This window comes from Actinomadura gamaensis, assembly GCF_042652125.1.
In the GTDB taxonomy this organism is placed as follows: domain Bacteria; phylum Actinomycetota; class Actinomycetes; order Streptosporangiales; family Streptosporangiaceae; genus Spirillospora; species Spirillospora gamaensis.
In genome coordinates this window covers 305,582-328,461 of record NZ_JBHSIT010000007.1, presented here as the reverse complement: position 1 = coordinate 328,461, position 22,880 = coordinate 305,582, and the positions used below count along the sequence as shown (strand labels likewise).

Below are 22,880 nucleotides of genomic sequence, written 5' to 3'. Positions count from 1 at the left end.
CGGGCTCTTCGTTCCCCCCGCCCGAAGAGAGAAGGGCTACATGCCACTGCTGACGCGGATGCTGAACGCGCCGCTGTCCATCGACGTCCGGCGCGGCGCGGTCGCGAGTCTGGGCGACCTGCTCGCCGACGGCCGGATCGCCACCGAGGGACGCGTCGCGATCGCGGTCGGCCCCGGCCAGGGCGGCAAGATCGCCGACCACGTCCGCACGTCCCTGGCCGCCTGCGAGGTCTTCCAGGTGGACGGCGGGACGGTCGACGCGGCGGTCGCGCTCGGCGGGAGGCTGCGCGCCGGGCAGTACGAGGCGGTCGTCGGCATCGGCGGCGGCAAGACCATCGACGCGACCAAGTACGCCGCGACGCTGTCCGGGATCCCGATGGTGTCGGTCGCGACGAACCTGTCCCACGACGGGATCTGCTCGCCCGTCGCGTCCCTGGAGCACGAGAAGGGCAAGGGCTCGTTCGGCGTCGTCATGCCGCTGGCGATGATCGTCGACCTGGACTACGTGCGCGCCGCGCCGGACCGGCTCGTCCGGGCCGGGATCGGCGACGTGGTGTCGAACTTCTCCGCCGTGGACGACTGGCTGCTGGCCGCCGAGGCGGTCGGGGAGCGCGTCGACCGGATGGCGCTGACCGTCGCGCGCACCGCCGCCGAGGCGCTGCTGCACCAGCCGAAGTCGGTCGAGTCGGACGAGTTCCTGACCGTCCTCGCCGAGGGGCTCGTGCTGTCGGGGATGGCGATGTCGTTCGCGGGCGACTCGCGGCCCGCGTCCGGCGGCGACCACGAGATCATGCACGCCATCGACCGGCTGTTCCCCGGCACCGCCAACCACGGGGAACTCGCGGGGCTGGGCGCCGCGTTCTGCTACCACCTGCGCGCGACGCATCTCGGGACGGGCAAGGAGCGGCTGGAGGAGATCCTCGCCTGCCTCGGACGGCACGGGCTGCCGCGCGTCCCGGGCGACGTCGGGCTGTCGGCGGAGCAGTTCGCGGAGGCCGTCGCGTTCGCGCCGGAGACCCGCCCCGGCCGCTATACGATCTTGGAACACCTCGACCTCGACGCCGCCGCGGTCCGCGCGGCGGTGGACGACTTTGTCCGGGCCTACGGAGGCTGACGTGACCGTTCCGACCGAGGGGGGACGCCCCCCCACACCCCCCGGTCCGGCCATGCCGGAGGCGGCGCATGCGACCGTCCCTTCCGACGACCGTCCCACGCGGAAGCAGGCGAAGGTCCGGGACGTCCGCCGGTACGGGCAGCCGCCCGGCCTGAAGGACCGCCGCAACGAGGAGCACTGGGCGGGCCGCCTCTACATGCGGTCGCTCTCGCCGTACTTCTCCTGGCTGGCGCTGCGGCTCGGGTTCAGCCCGAACCAGCTCACGTACATGATGATGGCGTGCGGCGTCCTGTCCGGCCTCGTCGTGTCGCTCCCGGCGACCGGGACGGCGGCGGTCTGGCCCGCGCTCGGCGGGGCCGTCCTCATCCAGGTGTACCTGCTGCTCGACTGCATCGACGGCGAGGTGGCCCGCTACCTGCGGCGCACCTCGGTCGCCGGCGTCTTCCTGGACCGGATCGGGCACTACCTGTCGGAGGTCGCGCTGCTGGTCGGCCTCGGCTTCGCCGCGCAGGGCGGCTGGCGCAACGGCGGCTACGTCGAGCTGGGCCTGCTGGCCGCGCTCGGCGCCGCGCTGATCAAGGCCGAGACCGACAACGTGGTGGTCGCGCGGGCCAAGTCCGGCCTCGCCGCCGACCCGTCCGGCGGGGACCGGGCGCTGCGGCCCCGCTCCACCAAGATCGCGCTGGCCCGGCAGGCGGCGGCCATGCTCCGCTTCCACCGGATCATCGGCGCGGTGGAACTGTCCCTGTTCATCCTCGGGGCCGCCGTGCTGGACGCGGTGCTCGGCACCGGCACCCCGGCCGCGATGCGGGTGCTCTGCGTCGCCGTCGCCGCGGTCGCCGTCGTGCAGACCCTGCTGCACCTGGTCAGCATCCTGGCCTCGCGCAGGCTCAAGTGAAACTCCGGAGGGTCAAGTGAAGCTCAGCGTCGTCGTCCTGACGATGGGCAACCGCCCGGTCGAGCTGGCCCGGGCCGTGCAGAGCGCGCTCGACCAGGAGCACGTGGACGTCGAGGTCGTGCTCGTCGGCAACGGCGTCGACCCGGTCGGCGACCGCGCCGGGGAGGCGCCGTTCAACGACCCGCGGGTGCGGACGCTGAGCCTGCCGCGCAACCTCGGCATCCCCGGCGGACGCAACCGCGGCGTCGAGGCGTCCCACGGGGACGTGATCCTCTTCCTGGACGACGACGGCTGGTACCGCTCGACGCGCCTCGGCGTCCACCTGCGCGACCGCTTCTCCGCCGACCCGACGCTCGGCATCGTCTCGTTCCGCGTCCGCGACCCCGAGGGCGGACGCGGCGAGCGCCGACACGTCCCGCGGCTGCGCGCGGGCGACCCGGAGCGCTCGTCGGAGGTCACCACGTTCCTCGGCGGCGCCTGCGCCGTCCGCCGCGCGGCCTTCGACGCGGGCGGCGGCCTGCCCGAGGACTTCTTCTACGCGCACGAGGAGACCGACCTCGCCTGGCAGGTCCTCAACGCGGGCTACCACATCGTGTACGACGCCTCGGCGGTCATGTTCCACCCGGCCGTCCTGCCGACCCGGCACGAGATGTTCTACCGCTACAACGCCCGCAACCGGGTCTGGCTGGCCCGCCGGAACCTGCCGTGGCCGCTGGCGCTCACCTACCTCGCCGTCTGGATGGGCATGACCGTCCTGCGCGAGCGCAAGCCGAGCGCGCTCAAGCCGTGGTTCCAGGGCTTCGCCGAGGGCTGGCGCAAGCCCGCCGGTCCGCGGCGTCCGATCTCCTGGAAGACCGCCTGGCGCATGACCCGCACCGGTCGGCCTCCGATCATCTGAGCCCGTCCCGTCAGCGGGAGGGGCGGGCGGCGCGGATCAGGCGGCGGGCCCGGTGCGGTCGCACGTGCGGGCGCGCGGGGCCGTGGTCGGCGCGCTGCTCGCCGGCGCCGCCGTAGACGGCCGTCCAGCCGACGAGGCGGTGCTCCTTGACGCTGACGTCGAGGCGCTCGAAGCCGGCCGCGTCCGGGAGCATCGCGTGGACGCGCGCCGACAGGATCAGCCCGAGGAGCCGTCCGGGCTCGGCGAGCGCGGCCTTGAGCTCGGGCGCCTCCAGCAGGCGCGCGGTGTCGATCACGACGTCCGCGAAGACGCCGCGCTCGTCCACCACGACCCTCCCGGCGTCGAGCGCGACCCGCAGCCTCAGCTCCAGGCCGGGGCCCGCCGAGCGGTCGTGCTCGCGCAGCCCCTCCAGCAGCGCCGGGACGGCCTCGGAGACCAGCCGCTCGACGGGGACGTCGGCCGGGAGCAGCATGAGCGCGCCGTCGCCCCGGTCCTCCCGGTGGCACGCCGCCGGCCCGGCGCCGACCCGATCCAGCGCGTCCTGGACGAGCGTGAAGGTGACGTCGCGGATCGTCCGCCGGTCCCGCTCGGTGCGCCGGGCGGCGCCGAACCCGGCGATGTCGACGAACATGACCGTGCAGTCGCGCGCGCCGGACCAGCCCTCGCCGGACGCCGCCGGCGCCGGGGCGGCGGAGACCATCCGGTCGTAGAGCTCGTCCTCCAGGAAAGCGGCCAGGTGCGGACGGTCGGCGAGGAACCCGTTGACCGCGCCGGCGGGCGCGACCAGGGCGGTGACCTCCGTGACGGCGGTCACGGTCGCGGACCGCTCCTTCACGAGGAACATGGCGCGCTCGCCGACCATGTCGCCGGGGCCGCGCAGCGCGACCAGGCGCCCGTCCGCGCTGGTCACGGCCGTCCAGCCGGTGAGCAGGACCAGCACCTCGTCCCCCGGGCGCCCGCCGCGCAGCAGCACCGCGCCCGGGTCGTACCGGATCTCGCGCGACAGCGATGCGAGCGCCGCGCGCTCCTCGTCGTCGAGCGCGCCCCAGAACCCCCGCCCGGCCGCGCCGGCGCTCGGCCCGTCCCGGACGGCCCGCCCGTCCGCGGCGTCCTCCGCCTCGGGCGCCGTGCCGCCGTCCGGGTTCAGCACGCTCGCCGGAAGGCGGTGGACCAGCACCGACAGCGGGAGGGTGTAGAAGACGGCGAAGTCCCGCACGAGCGCGCGCAGCTCGGCGGTGTCCCGCGCGAGCAGCAGACCCTTGGTGACCAGCGCGAGCATGGCCGCGGTGAACCCGACGACCAGGACGAACACGCTGGCCAGCGCCACGATGACCGCCCCCGGCATGTCCCGCTCCCCTCTTCCGGGTCCCCCCTTGTATGCTTCCGACATTCACGAGAGTAGGCTTATATGTGAGCGATGTACATACAAAGCGCACACGAAGCGCGTATAGCGTGGAAGTGACAAGAGTAGAACTGGCACAAACCGGGTAAGCCCCTACGCACCCGCGTTGACCGGTGTACGTGCCCGGCGCATACTGGCCGCGCACGGCCGCCTCCGGGCGCGCCCGGAGGCGCCCGGACGCATGGCCGGCCGCGCGGGTGGAGCCGACGGGCCGCGAGCGGGGCGAGGAGCCGTCCCGGTGGAGGAGACCCGCTGATGAACAAGTCCGAAGCCCCCTCGGCCGACCAGAGCCGCGACCTGTCCGCCCACCTCGAGGGTCCGGGAGCGCGGGAACGGGTCACCGTCAACCTCACCGCCAAGGGCGCCGCCGCGCTCACCGAGCTCATGCGCCTCACCGGCGACACCAAGACCGACGTCATCAACCGGGCGCTGAGCGTCTACGCCTACCTGGAAGGCGTCATCGCCAAGGACGGCAAGGTCTACGTCCGCGAGCAGGACGACGCCGACCTCGAACGCGTCCGCTTCCTGTGACCTCCCGGCCCGCCGGCCCACCTCCCGCCCGGTCTGCTCAGCCTCCCGGCCGGCCGGCGGCTCTCGCCGCTACGCGCCGTCCGACCCCAGCTCGGCCTCGATGACGAGCTGGTTCCGGTCGGTCGGATAGACGGTGACGGTGTACCGGAAGGGGCGGCCCTCCTGCGACCAGGACGTCCGGCGCTGCACGAACACGGGAACGGTCCCTTCGGCGGGCAGCCCGAAGAAGTCGATCTCGTCCTTCTCCGGCGGCCGGACGTGGATGGTGTCGCAGTACCGGGCCTGGCGGATGCCCAGCGCGTCCTGCACGTAGGCCACCGAGCCCTCCTCGATCTCCTCGGCGCGCAGCAGGCGGAAGGCGCCCCGCTCGGCGAACGCCAGCGGGTAGTAAGTCGTCTGGATCAGCCAGGGGACGTCCGAGTCGCCGTCCATGTCACCGCTGGCCGAGGTGCCCGGGCCGCGTGACAGGTAGCGGCGCTGATGGCGGGCCAGGAGCGGCTCGCCTTCGGGCACGTCGAGCGCGGCGGCCGTCTCGCCGTCCGCTTGGAGGACCTCCACCACGACCGTGTCCGCCCTGGCCACACGGTTGTGCCGGGACGCCTCGGCGCGCCACGCCGGACCATCCCCGCCGCCGGAGCCGTCCCGCGGGGTGAGGGTCGTCGGGAAGAGAACGGGCGGCGGGAGGACGAAGGTTCCCAGGCCGTGCCGCGATTCCAGCAGGCGCAGGCCCCTCAGGCGGAGCACCGCGTCCCGGATCGTGTTGCGGGACGCGTCGTAGTGCAGGGCCAGTTCGCGCTCGGTCGGGAGGCGCTGGCCGGGGCGCAGGTCGCCGGTGCGGATGCGTCGGTGCAGGTCGGCGGCGATCTCCGCGTACCGGGCAGGCATTGTTCGAGCCCTCCAAACATCCCAACGAATGGATGAGGTTCACAACCAGTGCATCACCTCATCCAGAATGAAGCATGATCGCATGTTTGGCACGCCTTGGAGGAGGAAATCCTGTAGGTGTAAGTGGTTGGGATGACTGGACGAGCCACACCAATGAGTGAGACCGCTCGGTCGGCTGAACCAGCCAATAGGACGCACTGAGTGCTCGGATAGTACCTACCAGTTCCGGGCCTCGTCGGATCGCGGAGATCCCCCTCCCCGGGTCGAAGCGATCACCGCAACGGAGAGAGGGACGACGAAGGATCCAGGAGGTCCCCGCGATGATCAGCGCCGTGTTGGTCTTTTCCCTGATGGTGGCAGCGACGCTCGGGCTCGCCGCCACCGCGTACCTGCTCTGGTTCGCCCGCATGAGCCGGAGCGCGCAGTTCTGGCAGGCACCCGAGGACGAGACGGGCGAGGTGCGCTACCGCAGCCCCTATGTCTTCGCGCGCCGCTCGCCCGGGCCGCGCGGTCCGGTCGCGGCGCCCCGGCCGTCCGGCACCGGCCGGCCGACCGGCGCCCGCACGCCGGACGACCGCCGTCCCGGCACCGGCGACGGCCCCGACGACGCCACCGCCGTCCTGGTCGGATCCGGCGCCGGCTGACCGGGACGGACGCACAGGGAGAAGCGATCCGTGAAGCCCGTCGTGATCCACACCGACCTCAGCTCGCAGGAGCCGACCAGCAGAGCCGACCCCGAGATCACCAGGGAGCCCGCCCCGCAGGGCTCGCCGGACGGCGGAACCGACCGTCCGCGCCTCCTGGAAGAGACCGCGGGAGGCGGCGACCACGACCGGTGACCCCCGGTCACCGCCCCCGACGACCGGCGCCGACGCAGCCGCCGGACCCTCCTACCCGCACCGGCGAGCAGGCCCCCCGCCCTCGCCGACTCCCCTGACCGGCCGGACGGCCCTTCCTCCTCACCGTCCCGGCCGACCGGGAACACGCGGTCCGGGCCGAAGGCGGTCCGGGCGCCCGTCGTTTCCACGCCGCCGGGTCCGTCCCGGCGGGCCGCGGTCGGTGTCCCCGCCCGGTCGGCGGCCGATACACGCTCCGGTCAGCGGCCGGTGTCCCCGACCCGGTCGGCGGCCGATACACGCTCCGGCCAGCGGCCGATGCCCGCCCCGGTCAGCGGCCGATGCGCGCCCCGGTCAGCGGCCTAGCAGCAGGTCCCGCCAGCTCGGGTCGGCGGTGAGGACCGTGAGGCGCTGGGTCGCCCGCGAGACCGCCACGTACAGGACGCGCAGCCCCCGCGGCGACTGGGCCGCCACCGTCTCGGGCGCGACGATCACGGCGGCGTCGAACTCCAGGCCCTTGGCCTCCAGGACGTCCAGCACCTGCACGCGCTCGGGCAGGCCGTCCGCCAGGCGGGCGCGGTCGGCGGCCGACCACGCGTCCCCGGACGGCATCGGGACGATCAGCCCGATCGTGCCGTCCACCTGCTCCAGCAGCTCCCCGGTCGCCTCGCGGGCCGCGGTGAGGTGCCCGCCCGCCGGGACGACCCGGACGACCGGATCGATCCCCGACTCGCGCACCGCGCGGGCCGGACGGGCCTCCGGCAGCGCCTCGGCCAGCACCCGCGCCGACACGGCCGCGATCTCGACCGAGTTGCGGTAGTTCGTCGTCAGCTCGTACTCGTGCCGGACGGTTCGCGCCGACCTCGAAGGCGATGACCGGCGGTCCCGGCCGCGCCGGTTCCGGGAACGCGAGGAGGGCGGCGCGCCGCCGCCCAGCGCGGCGTCCATCGCGGCGCGCGCGGCGGGCAGGTCCTCCCAGGCACTCTGGGCCGGGTCCTCCACGATCGTCCAGCTCGCCTGGCGGCCCCGGCGGCCGAGCATGCGCCATTGCATGGGCGACAGGTCCTGCGCCTCGTCCACGACGATGTGCGCGTACTCGGGGCGCTCCTCGGCGACGCCGTCGTCCACGCGGCGGGCGCGCTCCATGCGCTCGATCGAGGTGGTGAGCTCGTCCATGCCGGGTTCCCAGTCCTCGTCGGCGACCTCCTCGCCGGTGAGGACGTTCACGCCGTCCACCACGTACGGGTCGGAGTCGGCGGGGGCGCGGCGGCGCGGCGGGCGCGGCGCGGCGCCGAGCAGGGAGTCGATCTCGTCGAGCAGCGCGACGTCCTGGTAGGTGACGGCGCCGTCCGGTCCGGCGAGGGAGGCCCAGGACGCGGCGAGCGCGTCGGCGGCGGACCGGTCCAGCTCGCGCCCGGCGGCGCGCCGGAGCCGGGCCGGGTCGGACAGCGCGGCCAGCACGTCCAGCGGGGTCCGGATCGGCCACCAGGCCTGGAGGAAGTCGGTGAACGCGCGCTGCTCGCGGACCCGCGCGTCGAACTCCTCGCGGCTGCCCCGGCGCGGCGCCGGACGGCCGTCCGCGTCGAGCTCGCCGAGCCCGTCGGCGGCGAGGATCGAGTTCCACAGGGCCAGCTCGCCCTGCCCGGCGGCCTCGGCGTCCTCCTCGACGGCCTGCGGGCCGCCGAGGTGGCCGAACGCGTCCCACAGGGCGTCCAGCAGGACGTCGGCGGCGCGTCCGCGCGCGGCGTTCACCGCGTTGCGGGCGCGCCGGTGGACCTCGGCGCGCAGCTTGTCGAGGCGGCCGCGGTCCAGGCGGATCACGACGCCCCGGTAGACGACGCGCAGCTCGTCGGGAGCGTCCGGCGCGTGGTCGCTCACGGCGCGGCGCAGGACGCGGACCATCGCCTCAGCGCCCTTCAGCCGGGCCAGCTCCGGAGTGTCGTGCGCGGTCGCGCTGACGCCCGGGACGAGATCGCCCAGCGAACGCAGCGTCGCCGACCCTTCGCCCAGGGACGGCAGCACCCGCTCGATGTACGACGTGAAACGAGGGTTCGGCCCTACGACAAGGACCCCGCGCGAACCGAAACGGCGGCGGTGCCGGAAGAGCAGGTACGCGACGCGGTGCAGCGCGACGGCGGTCTTGCCCGTGCCGGGGGCCCCGCGCACGAGGACGGTCCCGTCGGCGGGCGCGCGGATGACCTCGTCCTGCTCGCGCTGGATCGTGGCGACGATGTCACGCATCGTCCCTTCGCGCGTGCGCGCGAGGGACGCCAGGAAAGCGCCGTCGCCGACCACGGACAGGCCCTCGGCGGCGTCCGGGTCGAGCAGGTCGTCCTCGATATCGACGACCTTGTGCCCGCGCGAGTGCAGCACCCGGCGGCGGATCACGCCGCGCGGCTCCTCGGGCGTCGCGCGGTAGAAGTCCTCGGCGGCGGGCGCCCGCCAGTCGATGACCAGGGAGTCGTGCTCGCGCGTGCGCACGCCGATGCGGCCCACGTAGCGGACCTCGCGGCCGTCCACGATCCGCCCGGACGGCTGGCCGTCGTCGCCGTACTGGCGCGGCGCGAGGTCGAGGCGGCCGAAGACCAGGCCGTCGTCGGCGACGTCGAGGGCGTGCGCGCGCTGCGCCGCCTGGTGGACCATGGCGTCCCGGTCGACCAGCGAGCCCTTGGTGCCCGCGAGGGACTGCCGGAAGCCCTCCCGCAGCAGGGCGCGGGCGTCCTCGCGCATCTCGCCCAGCCGGACGTACGCCTCGTCCACGAAGCGCTGCTCGGCCGCGATCTCGCGGTCCTTCAGCGGGCCCGAGCCGTCGGCGCCCGATCCGTCGGCCCCCGCGCCGGCGTTTCGGTCCGCCGCGCTGCCGGGGGAACGGTCGGTGACCTCGGACGACATGGATGCTGCTCCTCGCGGCTGCGGGGCGGCGACCGGAGGCCGCCCCAAGGGCACGAAAGAGACAGCCTACGCGGTCCAAGGTCCACTCAGCGTGACGAGGTGACCCGTCCCACAAGCCGCCCGGCGGCGCCGGGGGCCAGCCGCCGGGCGAGGGCCACGGCCCTGGTCAGCGGGTCGGGGAAGACGTACAGGTCGTGCGCGGGGCGGGCGAGCGACCGGTCCACGGCGTCCAGGACGAGCCCCGGCCGGACCCCGCGCATGCGGCCGGTGGCGGCCGGATCGCGGCTCGCCGCCGCCCGGAACCCGGGGGTGTCGACCTGGCGCGGGCAGACGCAGCGGATGACCACGCCGCTGCCGGCGTGCTCGGCCGCGACCGCCTCGGCGTAGGCGTTCACCGCCGCCTTGGCCGCAGCGTACGCCGACGTCTTCGGGACGGGCAGCAGCGACGCGAGCGACGAGAAGAGGATCAGCTCGCCGCGGCCGCGCTCCAGCATCCCCGGCAGCGTCGCCCGGACGACGTGCACGGTCCCGAGGAAATCGGTCCGGAGGACGTGCTCGACCTCGTCGAGAGGCTGCTCCAGAGCCGGGACCATCGGCCCGACCGCGGCGGCGTGCACGACCCGGTGCACCGCGCCGACCTCCGCGACCAGGGCGTTCACGGCCTCGGCGTCGGCGACGTCGCAGACCCGGACGTGCGCGTTGGGAGAGCGGCGCGCGGTTCCGGCCAGGCCGGTCTCGTCCAGGTCGGCCGCGACGACGTCCCATCCGGCGGCGGCGAGACGGCGGGCGGCGAGCGCGCCGAGGCCGCTCGCCGCGCCCGTGACCAGCGCCGTCCGAACCGCCGTCATGCCGCCGCCTCCCCACTCATGCCGCTGACTCCGCGCTCATGCCGCCGCCTCCGCGCTCATGCCGCCGCCTCCGCGCTCAAGCCGATGCCTCCGCTCATGCCGCCTCCGCGCTCATGATCGGACCTCCGTCGCCTTGTGGAAGGTCATCCGCAGCCGGTCCACCGTGGAGACCGAGAGGGCGCGCGTCCGGTCGAGGCCGAGGCCCCGGAGTTCGTGCGCCACGGGATGGTCGCCGAGTTTGAGCAGCGCGCCGCCGGGCCGCATCCGGACGCCGCCGGGGGACAGCTCCCAGGGCGTTCGCCGGGTCACGCCGTCCATGCAGCTGTAGGCGTCCACGCTGGGCATGCCTTTACCGGACGGCATCGGAAGGCCCGGTCGGACGTGCAGCTCCAGGGCCGTCCTGCCGTTCACGCGCACGAGGCAGCGTTTGGTGCGGGACGCGAGATCCATGCGGATGTCGGCCATCTCCTTGGGAAAGCCCCAGATTGTCCGGCCCGCGTCCAGCGTGAACCCCTGGTTCACCGGCAGCCAGTGGATGAACGCTCCGATCCTGCGCGGCGGGCCGTCCGGCGGACGGACCAGGAACGCGACCGCGAACTCGTGGTACGGCCCGAGGTCGCCGTCCGCGTACCGGACGAACGCCAGCGAGCAGATCGCCTTGCCGGGCAGGGGCTGGACGGCCTCCAGCCCGGAGTAGGCGATCACCGCCTGCGCGGCGGCGGCCGGGACCGCGAACATCGCGGACGCGACGGCGGCGTCCCGGATCTCGACCGGGAGCGCGACCGGGTCGCCCTGGATCAGATGCGCCGGCGGGGCGGGCGAGGCGTCGGAAGGCACGCCCACAAGTAGAACAGGTTCTTATTTCCGGCTCAAGGGCGGCGTGCCGGACGAGCCTCGACGGTGACGCGGATCCGCTCCAGCGTCGCGCGCATCCCGCGCCGGTTCACCGCGGCGCGGTTCTCCGCGGGGACGCCGGTGAAGACCCGTCCGAGCAGGGAGACCAGGCCGGCCGACCGCGAGTCGCGGCGCAGGTCCTGCCAGTACTCCGCCAGCCGCGTCGACTCCGGTGCGCCGTCCGTGTCGCGGGCGCCGCCCGTGTCGGGGGCGCCGCCCGTGTCGCGGGCGCCGTCCGTGTCGGGGGTGCCGTCCGTGTCGGGGGCGTCGGCGCCGTCCGCACCGGACAGGGCGATGCCTTCGACGCGGTATCCCCAGAGCGCCACGGGCATCCCGAACGACGAGACCCGGAACGCGAACGCCCGTCCCGGGATCGCGGCCGTGACCTCGCAGTTGGTGAACCAGATCCGCCAGCCGAGCCGGTTGAAGCCGACGAACCGGGTGCCCTCGCCGATCTCTCCGCCGCCCCGGACCCACACGGCGAACAGCTCGGGGCTCCACTCGCGCATCCGGCGCGGATCGGCGACCGCCGCGTACACCTCGTCCGGGGACGCCGCGACCCGCACCGACTCCTCGACCGTCCACTCCCGTTCCATGCGGGCCATTAGAGCAGGACGCCCGAACGGTCAGCGGAGGTGGCCGTACTCCTCGCGCCACTCGGCGAACCAGTCCGCGAACCAGGGCGCGCGCTCGGCCAGGGGCATGATGTAGATGACCGTCTCGGCGTAGTAGCGGCGCTGGAAGTCCGGCGGCATCTGCTCCAGCCGCTGGACGTTGCTCGCCCGGTCGGCCAGCTTCACGACGACGGCCTTGTCCGGCGCGTCCCGGAGCCGGTGCAGGTAGGCGCCCTTGGCGGCGCGCCGCGCCTTGCGCCCGAGCCCGGCGCCCGGCGGCGGCTTGGTCACCCAGTCGACCAGCTCGGCGACCTCCTCCCCGAACTCGGCCTCGACGTCGGCGACCGTCGCGCCGGTGTCCTCCACGACGTCGTGCAGCAGCACCGCCGCGAGGATGGCAGGATCGGAGACCTCGGCCCCCCGCACGAGGACCTCCAGCGCCTCCAGCAGATGCTCGGCGTAGGGTGCCCCGGTGGGGCGGGTCTGGTCGCCGTGCCAGCGCAGCGCGGCCGCGGCGGCGCGGTCGAGGGCGGGCAGCGCCGGATGGCCGGCCAGGTCCGCCCGGGCGGCGTCCCAGGTCGGCCAGCTGGTGAAGATCCGCACGTCGGTTCCCTCCGGGGCGCGCGGCGGGCGCCGCGCGGTCGGTTCCGCGCGGCGGGCGGCCGGGCGGGAGTCGTGACGTCCAACTTAGGGGAGTGTCCGGTCGTGGTCCGCATCCGGCAGCGCGGCGCCGCCGCCGTGACCGCGGCCGTGCTGGCCGCCGGCGGCTCGGTCGCGGTCCGGTACCTGGTGACCGACGGCTGGGTGCGGCACACCGTCACCGCCGACCCGGTCGCCGACCAGCCCCGCCTCGGCCCGCCGCCCGGCCCGCTCACCACCGGCTGGACGCGGACGGTCGCGCTGCGCGGCAGCGCCGTCGCCGGGCACGACACCGTCGCGCACGAGGTCGCGGACGGCCAGGTCGTCACCGCGGCCGGAAGCGGCCTGTCGGTCCGCGACGCCCGCACCGGCGCGCGCCGCTGGGAGTACCGGCGCTCCGGCTGGAGCCTGCTCGGCTGGACCGCGACCGACGCCCGGATCGTCGCGTTCCTCCAGCGGGACGGCCATCCCGGCGAGCACGAGTTCCTCGGCTTCGACGCGCTGTCCGGCGGGCTGCTGTGGCGCAGCTCCGACGACCGCCCGGCGACCGTCTCGCGCGCCACGCTGCACTGGCCGTCCGGCGCGGACACCGTGCTCGCCGCCTCGGTGGACCGGCGCGAGCTGTCCGGACGCTCCACCGCGAACGGCGCGCGGCGCTGGAAGCTGAAGCTGCCGCTCGGCTGCCGCCTCTACGAGGACGCGCCGAGACCGTCCGACGCGTCGCCCGATCTGGCCGCGCTCGCGCTCGACTGCGCCGGCCCGAGCCACCTGCTCGCCGTCGAGCCCGCCACCGGCCGCGTCCTCTGGGACCGGGTCCTCGGCGCGGACGACGCCCCCGAGGTCTCCGTGCGCGGGCACGCCGTCCTCGTCTCCGACGGCACCGCCCTGCGCCTCTACGACAACGCCGGAGACCAGCTGGTCGTCTGGAACGATCCGGACGCCTGCGGGGCCGGAATGTGCCCGAGCGCGCTCTCCGGCGACCTGCTCGTGGTGGTCCGCCCGCTGGACGGCGGCGCTCGCACGGAGGCGATCGACCTCCGGTCCGGACGCGTCGCCTGGCGGCGCGGCACGCCCGCGTACGCCGCGCTCACCGAGGCGGGCGGACGCCTCTACGCCCTGCGCCCACGCCTCGCCGACGGCCTGCTCCCCGCGGGGGTCGACCTCATCACCCCGTCGAACGGCGACACCGTCACCGCGCCCGTCCCGTTCGCGGTGGATCCCGATCTCGTCGGCGTCCGGCCGTGGATGGCGGCGGCGGGCGGCATGCTCTACATCTCCGTCCCGGAGGCCGCGCCCCGGCCGTCCGGCGCGGCGCGGCTGGTCGCCCTGCGCGGCGCCCCGTCCGGCCCCGGCCCCGCCGAGCTGGACGGCGTCCCCGTGACCGCCTGGCCGGACGCCTGCACGCTGCTGAAACCCGCCGATCTCGTGACGGCGCGCCTGCCCGTCCGGGCCGGAACCCCGGCGCGCGCCGAGGTGGCGAAGGTCCGCCTGCCCAAGCCGGTGGCCTGCGCATACGACGTGCAGGACGCCCCCATTCCGGGGCCGTCCGCAAAGCCGTCCGCCAAGCCTTCCCGGGCGCCGTCCGGGCCGGCGGGCGCCATGCGTCCCGCGCCCGACGGCGCGACGGTCTCCGTCCGCTGGGTCGCGCAGAACCCCGACACGGCCGCCGACCTGCTGGCATCGCTCCAGTCCACCCAGGCGCAGGCCCGCCGCCGCACCGACCTCACCGCGGACGACGCCTACGAGCTGGGTCCGTCCGCGGGGACGATCGCGCTTCGCGTCAAGCGCTACATCGTCGTCGTGGACGCCGCGCGTCCTCCGGGCGCCGCCGCCCACCTGGCCCGTTCGGTGGCGCAGAACCTCCGCGCCCTGCCCTGACCTCCGTGCCCTGCCCTAGGAGAGAAGTGGACGTCGCAGGGGAAGGAGGGGTAAACCAAGCCGCCTCCCAGCGGCGAAGGGGCCGGGGAGGCGGTGAGTCGTGGGGAGCGCCGGTGGGGAGCCTGAGAGAGTAGGGGCCGCGTCAGGCGGCGGCGATGGCGGGAGCGTAGGAGTCGAGGCGGGCGGCGAAGCCGTCGTGGTGGTCGTCGTGCGAGCGGAACGCGCGCGGGGCCTCCGAGACGCCGGTCAGCAGGCGGTCGAGCACCGCGTCGCCGTCCAGCAGAACGTCACCGCCGAGATAGCGGACTGAGTCCAGGACGGTGCGCTCGCCCTGGCGTCCGCTGACGAAGCGGCCCTCGCGCCAGCCGGTCTCCTCGTCCCAGACGAGGGCGCGCAGGTCGGAACCCGAGCGGGTGACGATCGTGGCGTCGCGGGGACCGGACGGGTCGAGCCAGCAGCTCTCGACGCGGACTCCGGCGCGGCCGAGGGTCGTGACGACGTGGGTCACGTAGCCGTGGGTCCGGTCCACCCAGGGGTCCGGGTGACGCGCGGGAACGGGATAACGCCGTTCGGACATGATCGTGTCTCCTCTCCGTGGTTCGGATTGTGGCCCGAATTGGACGCTTTGTCCATCCCTGCGGCCTTTTGCCGCAGGGGGAGAGGTGTCGTGGATCATCAATTCCGAAGGCCGGTGCCGATCATCTCCCTCGCCGTGCCCGGCGCCCGCGAAACATCGCTGCCGCGGCAGATCGGGATGGTAGGTTCGACCGTCTCCCGCCTGAGATGCGGCTCATGAGGGTGTTCCGCTCAGCCGTTCAAGTCCTTAGGTGAATTATTCATTCGTTCCTACCTTTCTGCAAGGCCTATGAGTAGGATGGCCGTAGCGCACTGCCGACCGTGGTGATCGAAGAAGGGGTGGCGGCATGGCCGTGGCCAGGTACCGGGACATCGCCGATGACCTGGCGCGCCGCATCGAGGAGGGCGAGTTCGCCGCCGGCGCGCGGCTGCCCACCGAAGAGCAGCTCATGGTCGACTACGACAACGCCTCCCGCAACACGATCCGCGAGGCCGTGAAGATCCTCAAGACCCGCGGGCTGGTCGAGACCACCCAGGGGCGCGGCACGTTCGTCCTGGAGGGCACCGTGCCGTTCGCGGTCACCCTCGCGGGCATCCCGGAGCCGCCCGCGGGCGGCGCGGGCGGCGAGGGCGCGGCCTACCGGTTCGACGCCCAGCTCCAGGGCCGCGAGTTCGAGAACAAGGACCCGCGCGTCGAGATCCAGCGGTCCAACCCCGAGGTGGCCAGGGCGCTCGCCCTCAAGGAGGGCACCCGGGTCGTCCTGCGCCACCAGGAGCGGCTGATCGAGGGCCGGTCCTGGTCGCTGCAGACGACGTACTACCCGATGGAGTACGTGACGCTCGGCGCCGAGCGGCTGCTGGACGACGAGGACATCGAGGAGGGCGTGGTCGCCTACCTCAAGGAGGCGCTCGGCGTCGAGCAGACCGCCTACCGCGACCGCATCACCGCCCGCGCCCCCGACACCAACGAGACCAACTTCTTCACCCTGCGCGACACCGGCAGCGTCGTGATCGTCCACGACCGGGTCGGGTACGACCGGGACCAGAAGCCGATCCGCTTCACGCGCACCGTCTACCCGGCCGACCGCAACCAGCTCGACCTGGTGGTCGGGGCCGTCCCGGCGTCGCCGTGGGCGTACGACAAGGGCGGGGCCAAGAAGGGAGGGTCGTCCTGAGCGATTCCGACCTTCGCATGAGGGCCGGCTCCCGGACGCATCGCGGGTGAACATGCTTCGGGAGAACGGGGGAAGGGACGACCAGGTCCTTCTCCGCATTCCGCGGTAACCGGCCCATCCCATCGCGCCGGCGTTGATCGGGGACGCCGGCGAACCCTTTCACGGAGCCATGAACGCTACTTTCAGCATCCGTCGTGCCGTTGACGAGGACGTCAGCGGCATCATCCGCCTCATCGACGACGCGGCCGGGTGGCTGCGCGGCCAGGGGACGAGCCAGTGGGCCGAACCGTGGCCGAACGAGGCGGAGCGGGAGAAACGCATCCGGCGGGGCATCGAGCTCTCCCGGGAGACCGGCGATGACGAGTGCAGCCCCGCGGTCACCTGGCTCGTGCTGGACGGGGACCGGCCGGTCGCGACGACCTACATCACGCGCATCCCCAACCGGGAGCTCTGGACGCCCGAGGAGCTGGAGGTCCGGGCCGTCTACCTGCACCGCCTCGTCATCGACCGCGCGTACGCGGGGATGCGGCTCGGCGAGCGGCTGGTCGACTGGGCCGGCGAGTGGGGGCGCCTCGCCTGGGGGGCCGAGGAGATGCGCATCGACGTCTGGGCCGACAACCTCAGGCTGCACCGGTACTACCGGAAGATCGGCTTCCTCTACAGGGACCCGGAGCGCGTCCAGCCGGACGGCACCGTCCGCCCCGATCCGCGGCTGCCCATGGACGTCTACCCGTCGGGCGTGGTGTTCGACCGCGCGCTGAAGCCGCTGGAGAGCTGGCCGGACGTCCGGGGCTTCAGGCTGGAGACCGGAGCGGCTCCGGACATCGGGCCGGGCGCCGGACCGGACACCGGACCGGGCGCCGGATCGGGTGCCCGGCAGCACGCCCGGCCCCACGTCGGATCGGGCGCCGGTTTCGCTGCGGGGATCAGGCCGGGCGCCGGCTCGGTTCCGGCGACACCACCGGCGTAGCCGCGTCGAACCCGGACGCCACGCCCGGGTTCGGGGCAGCGCCGAAGCCCGGGTCCACGCCGCCGATCGGCTCGACGTCCGGTTCGAGCTCGGCGACGCCCGTCGAGCCCGCGGCCCACAGTTCGAGCTGCTTGACGAAGGGGACGGCCTGGGTCGGCCAGTGGAAGCGGGCGCGGGCCGTCGCGTGACCGCGTGCGGCCATGGTGGCGCGGAGCTCGACGTCGGCGCGGAGCCGGCGGATCGCGGCGGCGGCGGCGAGCGGGTCGGCGAACGGGACGACCCGGCCGCAGCCCGACGGCTCGACGATCGCGACGGCGGGCGGGTTGGGGGTCGTGATCACCGGGATGCCGCGCGCCATGTACTCCACGACCTTGGTCGGCATGGAGTGCCGGTAGTTCGGCTCGTCGTGCAGCAGCGCCAGGCCCGCCATGGCGCCCTCGGCGATGCGCAGGGCGCGGTCGTTCGGGACGAACCCGTACCAGCGGAGGACCCCCTCCAGCTGCGCGTCGCGCAGGGCCGGGCGGATGTCGGGGTCGGCGGAGCCGATGAGCTCGACCAGGACGCCCTCGGGGGCGACCAGCCGGGCCGTCTCGATCATGTCGAGCGCGCCGCGCGCGGCCGACAGGTGGCCGACGTAGACCACGCGGCGGTCGTCCGGGACGGCGGGGGGCCGCTCGTCCACGTAGGTGGTGTTGGGCACGACCGGGTGCGGCTTGCGGAAGCGGTCCCGGTAGCCCTCCTCGGCGAGCAGCAGGTGGTGGCGGCGCTCGGCGCGGCGTTCGAGGCGCCGGACGAACGGCCGCAGCAGCGGGGCGAGCGGGGCCGGGAGCCAGCCCTTGGCGGACAGCGCGGCGGCGGTGTCCTCGTGCACGTCCCAGACGACCGTGGCCCGGCGGCGGACGGCGCGGGGCAGCCCGACCAGGAGCTCCGGGTCGTGCAGCAGGACCAGGTCGGCGTAGCCCGCGTGCTCGGCCAGCGCGCGGTGCGCGGCGCGCAGCGCGTGCAGCCGGCGGCGGCCGGTGGCGCGCGGCACGTCCACCGGCGACACCTCCCGCCACGGCGTGGAGTTCGTCGCCCGGAACGGGGCGATATAGGTGACCTCATGTCCGGCGTCGAGAAGCGCGCGGATCTGCCGGTGCAGAATCCGCGCGTCCTCGGGATGGTGCACGACGGTGCAGACGCAGACCCGCATTCCACTCACTCCGGATGGGCGACGGTGATCTCCCGGTGATTCTTCTCGGGCAGTGGAAATTGCCGATGAATTCCGGGCGGCGGGCAGGTGGAGTTCGCTCATAGAAGCTCGGTGCCCGCTCCGGCGTGCGCGCGGGTCCGGCCGCGGGTGTCGAACAGCAGCCGGGCGTGCCGGGCGAGCAGCGCGGGATCGTAGGCGGAGTGGTCGGCGAGCACGATCGCCAGGTCCGCGGCGGCGAGCGCGTCGGCCAGCTCGCCTTCGGCGGCGGGGACGTCCGCGCCGTCCACCTGCCAGGACGCGACGTACGGGTCGTGGAAGGCGACGTCCGCGCCGAGCCGGAGCAGGCGGCGCGCCACCGGCCGGGCCGGGGACTCGCGCTGGTCGGCGATGTCGGCCTTGTAGGTGACGCCGAGCAGCAGGACCCTGGCGCCCTTCAGCGCGCGGCCCTCGCGGTTGAGGAGCTGCTGCGCGCGCTCGGCGACGTACCGGGGCATCCGGTCGTTGATCTCCTGCGCGAGCTCGACGAACCGGAACGGGTAGCCGAGCGACCTGACCTTGTACGACAGGTAGTTCGGGTCGATCGGGATGCAGTGCCCGCCGACCCCCGGACCGGGACGGAACGCCTGGAATCCGAACGGCTTGGTCGCGGCGCAGTCGATCGCGTCCCACAGGTCGATGCCGAGCTCGTGGCAGAACACCGCCATCTCGTTCACCAGCGCGATGTTCACGTGCCGGTAGGTGTTCTCCAGCAGCTTGGCCATCTCGGCCTCGCGGGTGCCCTTGGCCTGCACGACCCGCTCGACGAACTTGCCGTAGAAGGCGGCGGCGGCCGACGCGCAGGCCGGGGTCAGCCCGCCGACGATCTTCGGGGTGTTGCGGACGCCGTAGACCGGGTTGCCCGGGTCGATCCGCTCGGGCGAGAACGCCAGGTGGAAGTCCTCCCCGGCGACCAGCCCGGACTCCTCCAGGATCGGCCGGACGACCTCCTCGGTCGTCCCCGGATAGGTGGTGGACTCCAGGACCACCAGCGTGCCGCGCGTCAGCCGCTTCGCGATCGTCGCCGCCGCGCCGCGCACGGCGGTGAGGTCCGGCCCGCCCTCGGCGGAGAGCGGCGTGGGCACGCAGATCACGACCGCGCGGGCGTCCTGCAGCACCTCGTCCGAGAGGGTCGGCGTGAAGCCCGCCGCGAGCATTTCCGCGACCTCGGCGTCCGACACGTCGTCCACGTGCGACGACCCCGATGCCAGTCCCGCCACGACGCGCTCGTCGCGGTCGTGGCCGCCGACCCGGAGGCCGGCCCGGCACGCCTCGCGCACCAGCGGGAGCCCGACGTAGCCGAGCCCGATGACCACCAGATCCACGCCGGTGGCTCCCTTCGTTCAAGGAATCGCTTGAATGTCTTTTCAGGAGCGATACGCGTCCCGGTAGCGCGCGGTCACCGCCCGCCAGGTGCGTTCGGCCCGTACCCATTCCCGGGCGGCCCGCCCCAATTTCTTTCTCAACTCCGGACTGTAAATGAGCTCTCCCAGGGAATTGGCCCACGCCTCCGCGTCTTCCGGAAGAGTTAACGTGCCGGTCACGCCGGGTTCCACGATTTCGCGCAGGGCGCTGACATCACTTGCTATTACTGGGATTCCCCCGGCCATCGCCTCCAGCGGTTTGAGGGGCGTGACCAATTGGCAGACCCGGTCCGCCCGCCGGGGGACCGCGAACACATCGAGGAGCGCGTGATAGCGACGGACGTCCGACGGCGGGACCCGGCCGGTGAACACGGCGCGAACGCCGCGCTCGGCGGCGCGGCGTTCGAGCGCCGCGCGCTCCGGGCCGTCCCCGACGAGCAGGAGCGTGACGTCGTCGCGCCCGGCGCGCAGCACGGCGGCGGCGTCGATGAGCGTGTCGATGCCCTCGTAGCCGTAGAAGGACGACGTCAGCCCGACGACCGGGACGCCGGCGGGAAGGCCGAGCTCGGCGCGCAGGCCGGCGGCGTCGGGGAGCGGGTCGAGGAAGCCCTCGTCCACGGCGTTCGGCACCACGGTGATCTTCGTCGGGTCGACGCCGCGCCCGGCGATCTCGGCGCGCATCGTCTCGCCGAGCGTGACCAGCGCGTCCGCCTCGTTCATGCGGCGGGTCTCCAGCTCGCGCGTCAGCCGGTAGAAGTCGTCGGACGGGCGGTGGTCCGGCGACCGGGACAGCCAAGAGTCCTCCAGGAACCCGCGCACCTCGTACACGACGGGCAGGCCGTGCCGCCGTCCGAGTTCGAGCGCGACGGCCGCGTTCCGGTGGTCGCTGACGGCGTGCAGGACGTCCGGACGCAGGTGCCGGACGAGCCGTCCGGCCAGGTCGGCGGCCTTCGCCACGGCCCGCACCGGATCGGGCTGCGGCGTCCACGGCAGCAGCCGGTGGTAGGGGACGCCGTCCACGTCCACGCGTGCGCGCGCGTCGCCGACGCCCTGCGCGAGCGGGTGGCCGAGCCGGGTGACCACGTGGGTGTCCCAGCCGAGCGCCTCGCGCTGCGCGAGGGCGATCCGGTGCGTGCGCACCGTGTAGCCCGCGTTGGTGACCGGCAGCGAGTTCGTCACGAACATCAGCACCCGGCGGGTCTCGCCGATCGACGCCGGACGCGCCGAGTAGGCCGGTGTGGCGAGGAGTTTCCGCAGGTCGGCGGCCTCCCGATGGGGAGCGCGGGGCTTCGGCTTCGCGAGCCGGGAGCGGCGCAGGCGCGGCACGGCGCGGGCGGCGACGCGGACGGCCAGCCGCCCGGCGCGGGACGGGTCGTCCCCGAGCTGCCGCACGGCGAGCGCCGTCATGTACACGGAGCGTTTCAACACGGCGGGCGAGCGTAGGCGCGCCCGATGAACAGAAGGGAAAGCCAGGTGGGTGAACAGGTGGGTGAACTCGTCCACGTCCTCGGCGCGCGCCCGAACTTCGTGAAGGCGGCGCCGGTCATCGCCGCCCTCGCGGAGCGCGGCGCGCGGCAGGCCGTCGTGCACACGGGCCAGCACTACGACCGCCGGATGTCGGAGGTGTTCTTCGACGAGCTCGGCCTGCCCGAGCCGGACGTCAACCTCGGCGTCGGGTCCGGCTCGCACGCGGCGCAGACGGCCGCGCTGCTGGTCGGCCTCGAGGAGGAGTTCATCCGCCGTTCACCGGCGCTGGTCATCGTGTACGGCGACGTGAACTCGACGATCGCCGCCGCCCTCGTCGCGGCCAAGCTCGGCGTCCCGGTCGCCCATGTGGAGGCCGGGCTGCGCAGCTTCGACATGACCATGCCCGAGGAGATCAACCGGCGGCTCACCGACCAGCTCTCCGACCTGTGCCTGGTGACCAGCCCGGAGGCGGTCGGGCACCTGGCCGCCGAGGGCGTGCCGGTCGGCCGGGCGCACTTCGTCGGCAACCCGATGATCGACACGCTGCTCGGCAACCTGGACCGGTTCGACACCGCCAAGGTGCGCGCCGAGCACGGCCTGCCGGAGCGGTACGTCCTGGCGACCATGCACCGGCCCGCGAACGTGGACGACCCGGACAAGGCCGCCGCGCTGGTCAGGAGCCTGCACGGCGTCGCCGACCTGGCCGACCTGGTGATCCCCGTGCACCCGCGCGGGCGCGCGAACCTGATCGCCGCCGGGCTGGACGGGCACGACCGCGTCCGCGTCCTGGACCCGCTCGGCTACGTCGACTTCGTCGCGGCGGTGCGCGGCGCGGCGGCCGTCGTCACCGACTCGGGCGGCATCCAGGAGGAGACGACCGTCCTCGAGGTGCCGTGCCTGACCGTCCGGCCGAACACCGAGCGGCCGATCACGATCACCCACGGCACCAACCGGCTGGTGTCGCTGGAGGAGCTCGTCCCGGCGGCGCGCAAGGTCCTGGACGGCGAGCGCCCGCCCGCCGACCGGGTGCCGCCGCTGTGGGACGGGCACGCCGGACCCCGCATCGCCGACGTGATCCTGGAGTACCTCCGTGCGTGACCGATCCGCCCGCCTGCGCGCCGCCCTGCGCGAGAGCGAGGCCCGCGTCGAGGAGCTGGAGCGGCGGCTCGCCGCGCTGGAGACCTCGACGACCGTCCAGTTCGGGCGGCTCGTCGCCGGGGCCGCGCGCAACCCGCGCCGCCGCGCCGCGCGGCTGCCGCGCGAGCTGTACCGGCTGTGGAAGCGGCGGGACCGGCCGATGGAGTCGGCGACGCTGCGGGAGAGCGCGATGCGCCGCTCCGAGCGGTTCGAGCGGCCCGAGGACCGGCTGCTCGTGCAGCGCCCGGCCGACCGTCCGGTCGTGGCGGGCATCCTCGGCCGGGACGCGGCGGCGGCGCTCGCCGAGCGGTACGAGGTCGTGCCCGTGCACCCGCACGACGTCCGCACGATCCTGGAGACCGCCGACGTGGACGCCCTCGTCGTGGACGCGCGCGCGGGCGACCCGGGCGGGCCGTGGGCCTACCTCGGCGTCCCCGGCATGTACGACCGCGACCGCGACCTCGACGAGGCGCGCGGCATCGCGCGCAACCGGCGGCTCCCCGTCGTCCTGTGGGGGGAGGACCCGCCGCCGACGATGGCCGTCCTCGACTGGGACCCCGTCGCCGCGCTGAACTCGCTGGACTCGCTCGACTCGCTGGACTCGCCGAAGGAGATGCGTTGACCCGCGCCCTCG

Annotated in this window: 22 protein-coding genes; 11 read left to right on the top strand and 11 right to left on the bottom strand. The window is 74.2% G+C overall.

What is annotated here, in order from left to right; translation table 11 throughout:
• Positions 1–40 precede the first annotated feature (40 nt).
• Genes ACFPCY_RS24635 through ACFPCY_RS24625 form a run of 3 tightly spaced genes read left to right on the top strand, consistent with a single transcriptional unit; the run spans position 41 to position 2,910 of the window.
• The gene (locus tag ACFPCY_RS24635) at positions 41–1,114 is read left to right on the top strand and encodes an iron-containing alcohol dehydrogenase family protein (protein WP_378258942.1); all 1,074 of its coding nucleotides are present in this window, start codon (positions 41–43) and stop codon (positions 1,112–1,114) included.
• A 52-nt stretch (positions 1,115–1,166) separates the two neighbouring features.
• Positions 1,167–2,012 (top strand): CDP-alcohol phosphatidyltransferase family protein, encoded by an 846-nt coding sequence (locus ACFPCY_RS24630; RefSeq protein ID WP_378258941.1) that lies wholly within the window; start codon positions 1,167–1,169, stop codon positions 2,010–2,012.
• Between the two features lie 43 nt (positions 2,013–2,055).
• Positions 2,056–2,910 (top strand): glycosyltransferase family 2 protein, encoded by an 855-nt coding sequence (locus ACFPCY_RS24625; RefSeq protein ID WP_378259365.1) that lies wholly within the window; start codon positions 2,056–2,058, stop codon positions 2,908–2,910.
• Between the two features lie 10 nt (positions 2,911–2,920).
• Here the strand turns inward: ACFPCY_RS24625 and ACFPCY_RS24620 are convergent, their stop codons facing one another.
• Positions 2,921–4,255, bottom strand: coding sequence for a cyclic nucleotide-binding domain-containing protein (locus ACFPCY_RS24620; protein ID WP_378258939.1), 1,335 nt, complete (start codon positions 4,253–4,255; stop codon positions 2,921–2,923).
• Between the two features lie 312 nt (positions 4,256–4,567).
• Here ACFPCY_RS24620 and ACFPCY_RS24615 point away from each other — a divergent pair, with 312 nt between their 5' ends.
• Positions 4,568–4,843 (top strand): ribbon-helix-helix domain-containing protein, encoded by a 276-nt coding sequence (locus tag ACFPCY_RS24615; RefSeq protein WP_378258937.1) that lies wholly within the window; start codon positions 4,568–4,570, stop codon positions 4,841–4,843.
• A gap of 69 nt (positions 4,844–4,912) precedes the next feature.
• Here ACFPCY_RS24615 and ACFPCY_RS24610 read toward each other — a convergent pair whose 3' ends face one another.
• The gene (locus ACFPCY_RS24610) at positions 4,913–5,728 is read right to left on the bottom strand and encodes a GntR family transcriptional regulator (protein WP_378258935.1); all 816 of its coding nucleotides are present in this window, start codon (positions 5,726–5,728) and stop codon (positions 4,913–4,915) included.
• A 332-nt stretch (positions 5,729–6,060) separates the two neighbouring features.
• Between ACFPCY_RS24610 and ACFPCY_RS24605 the strand changes: the two genes are divergently transcribed.
• On the top strand, positions 6,061–6,372 hold the full coding sequence (locus ACFPCY_RS24605) for a hypothetical protein (RefSeq protein WP_378258934.1): 312 nt from the start codon (positions 6,061–6,063) through the stop codon (positions 6,370–6,372).
• A gap of 30 nt (positions 6,373–6,402) precedes the next feature.
• On the top strand, positions 6,403–6,567 hold the full coding sequence (locus tag ACFPCY_RS24600; RefSeq protein ID WP_378258932.1) for a hypothetical protein: 165 nt from the start codon (positions 6,403–6,405) through the stop codon (positions 6,565–6,567).
• Between the two features lie 351 nt (positions 6,568–6,918).
• Here ACFPCY_RS24600 and ACFPCY_RS24595 read toward each other — a convergent pair whose 3' ends face one another.
• The 5 genes from ACFPCY_RS24595 to ACFPCY_RS24575 form a co-directional block, all read right to left on the bottom strand.
• Positions 6,919–9,456, bottom strand: coding sequence for a HelD family protein (locus ACFPCY_RS24595; RefSeq protein WP_378258930.1), 2,538 nt, complete (start codon positions 9,454–9,456; stop codon positions 6,919–6,921).
• Between the two features lie 86 nt (positions 9,457–9,542).
• A complete protein-coding gene (locus ACFPCY_RS24590) occupies positions 9,543–10,304 on the bottom strand; it encodes an SDR family NAD(P)-dependent oxidoreductase (RefSeq protein WP_378258928.1) in 762 nt (253 codons plus the stop codon).
• Positions 10,305–10,415: 111 nt separating this feature from the next.
• Positions 10,416–11,141: an acetoacetate decarboxylase family protein gene (locus ACFPCY_RS24585; protein ID WP_378258926.1), complete on the bottom strand. Its 726-nt coding sequence runs from the start codon at positions 11,139–11,141 to the stop codon at positions 10,416–10,418.
• A 32-nt stretch (positions 11,142–11,173) separates the two neighbouring features.
• On the bottom strand, positions 11,174–11,794 hold the full coding sequence (locus ACFPCY_RS24580; RefSeq protein WP_378258924.1) for an SRPBCC family protein: 621 nt from the start codon (positions 11,792–11,794) through the stop codon (positions 11,174–11,176).
• A 30-nt stretch (positions 11,795–11,824) separates the two neighbouring features.
• On the bottom strand, positions 11,825–12,415 hold the full coding sequence (locus tag ACFPCY_RS24575; protein ID WP_378258922.1) for an HD domain-containing protein: 591 nt from the start codon (positions 12,413–12,415) through the stop codon (positions 11,825–11,827).
• A gap of 102 nt (positions 12,416–12,517) precedes the next feature.
• Here ACFPCY_RS24575 and ACFPCY_RS24570 point away from each other — a divergent pair, with 102 nt between their 5' ends.
• Complete coding sequence (locus ACFPCY_RS24570) at positions 12,518–14,329, top strand: outer membrane protein assembly factor BamB family protein (protein ID WP_378258920.1); 1,812 nt, start codon at positions 12,518–12,520, stop codon at positions 14,327–14,329.
• Positions 14,330–14,471: 142 nt separating this feature from the next.
• On the opposite strand, the gene ACFPCY_RS24565 is transcribed toward ACFPCY_RS24570, so the two are convergent.
• Complete coding sequence (locus tag ACFPCY_RS24565) at positions 14,472–14,906, bottom strand: DUF6292 family protein (RefSeq protein WP_378258918.1); 435 nt, start codon at positions 14,904–14,906, stop codon at positions 14,472–14,474.
• Between the two features lie 346 nt (positions 14,907–15,252).
• On the opposite strand from ACFPCY_RS24565, the gene ACFPCY_RS24560 reads away from it, so the two are divergent.
• Positions 15,253–16,080 carry a GntR family transcriptional regulator gene (locus ACFPCY_RS24560; RefSeq protein WP_378258916.1) on the top strand — a complete coding sequence of 276 codons (828 nt, stop codon included), beginning with the start codon at positions 15,253–15,255 and terminating at the stop codon, positions 16,078–16,080.
• Positions 16,081–16,249: 169 nt separating this feature from the next.
• The gene (locus ACFPCY_RS24555; protein ID WP_378258913.1) at positions 16,250–17,050 is read left to right on the top strand and encodes a GNAT family N-acetyltransferase; all 801 of its coding nucleotides are present in this window, start codon (positions 16,250–16,252) and stop codon (positions 17,048–17,050) included.
• Here ACFPCY_RS24555 and ACFPCY_RS24550 read toward each other — a convergent pair.
• The 3 genes from ACFPCY_RS24550 to ACFPCY_RS24540 all read right to left on the bottom strand — a co-directional run bounded on the left by ACFPCY_RS24550 (position 17,007) and on the right by ACFPCY_RS24540 (position 21,070).
• Complete coding sequence (locus ACFPCY_RS24550) at positions 17,007–18,242, bottom strand: glycosyltransferase family 4 protein (protein ID WP_378258911.1); 1,236 nt, start codon at positions 18,240–18,242, stop codon at positions 17,007–17,009. The genes ACFPCY_RS24555 and ACFPCY_RS24550 overlap by 44 nt on opposite strands.
• A 98-nt stretch (positions 18,243–18,340) precedes the next feature.
• Entirely contained in the window at positions 18,341–19,603 is a 1,263-nt protein-coding gene (locus ACFPCY_RS24545) for a nucleotide sugar dehydrogenase (protein ID WP_378258910.1), read from the bottom strand.
• 42 nt (positions 19,604–19,645) lie between these two features.
• Positions 19,646–21,070 (bottom strand): glycosyltransferase, encoded by a 1,425-nt coding sequence (locus ACFPCY_RS24540; RefSeq protein WP_378258908.1) that lies wholly within the window; start codon positions 21,068–21,070, stop codon positions 19,646–19,648.
• A gap of 24 nt (positions 21,071–21,094) precedes the next feature.
• Here ACFPCY_RS24540 and wecB point away from each other — a divergent pair, with 24 nt between their 5' ends.
• Positions 21,095–22,207 carry a non-hydrolyzing UDP-N-acetylglucosamine 2-epimerase gene (gene wecB, locus ACFPCY_RS24535; RefSeq protein WP_378258906.1) on the top strand — a complete coding sequence of 371 codons (1,113 nt, stop codon included), beginning with the start codon at positions 21,095–21,097 and terminating at the stop codon, positions 22,205–22,207.
• Complete coding sequence (locus ACFPCY_RS24530; RefSeq protein ID WP_378258904.1) at positions 22,200–22,868, top strand: hypothetical protein; 669 nt, start codon at positions 22,200–22,202, stop codon at positions 22,866–22,868. Before wecB ends, ACFPCY_RS24530 begins: the two co-directional genes overlap by 8 nt.
• Positions 22,869–22,880 lie beyond the last annotated feature (12 nt).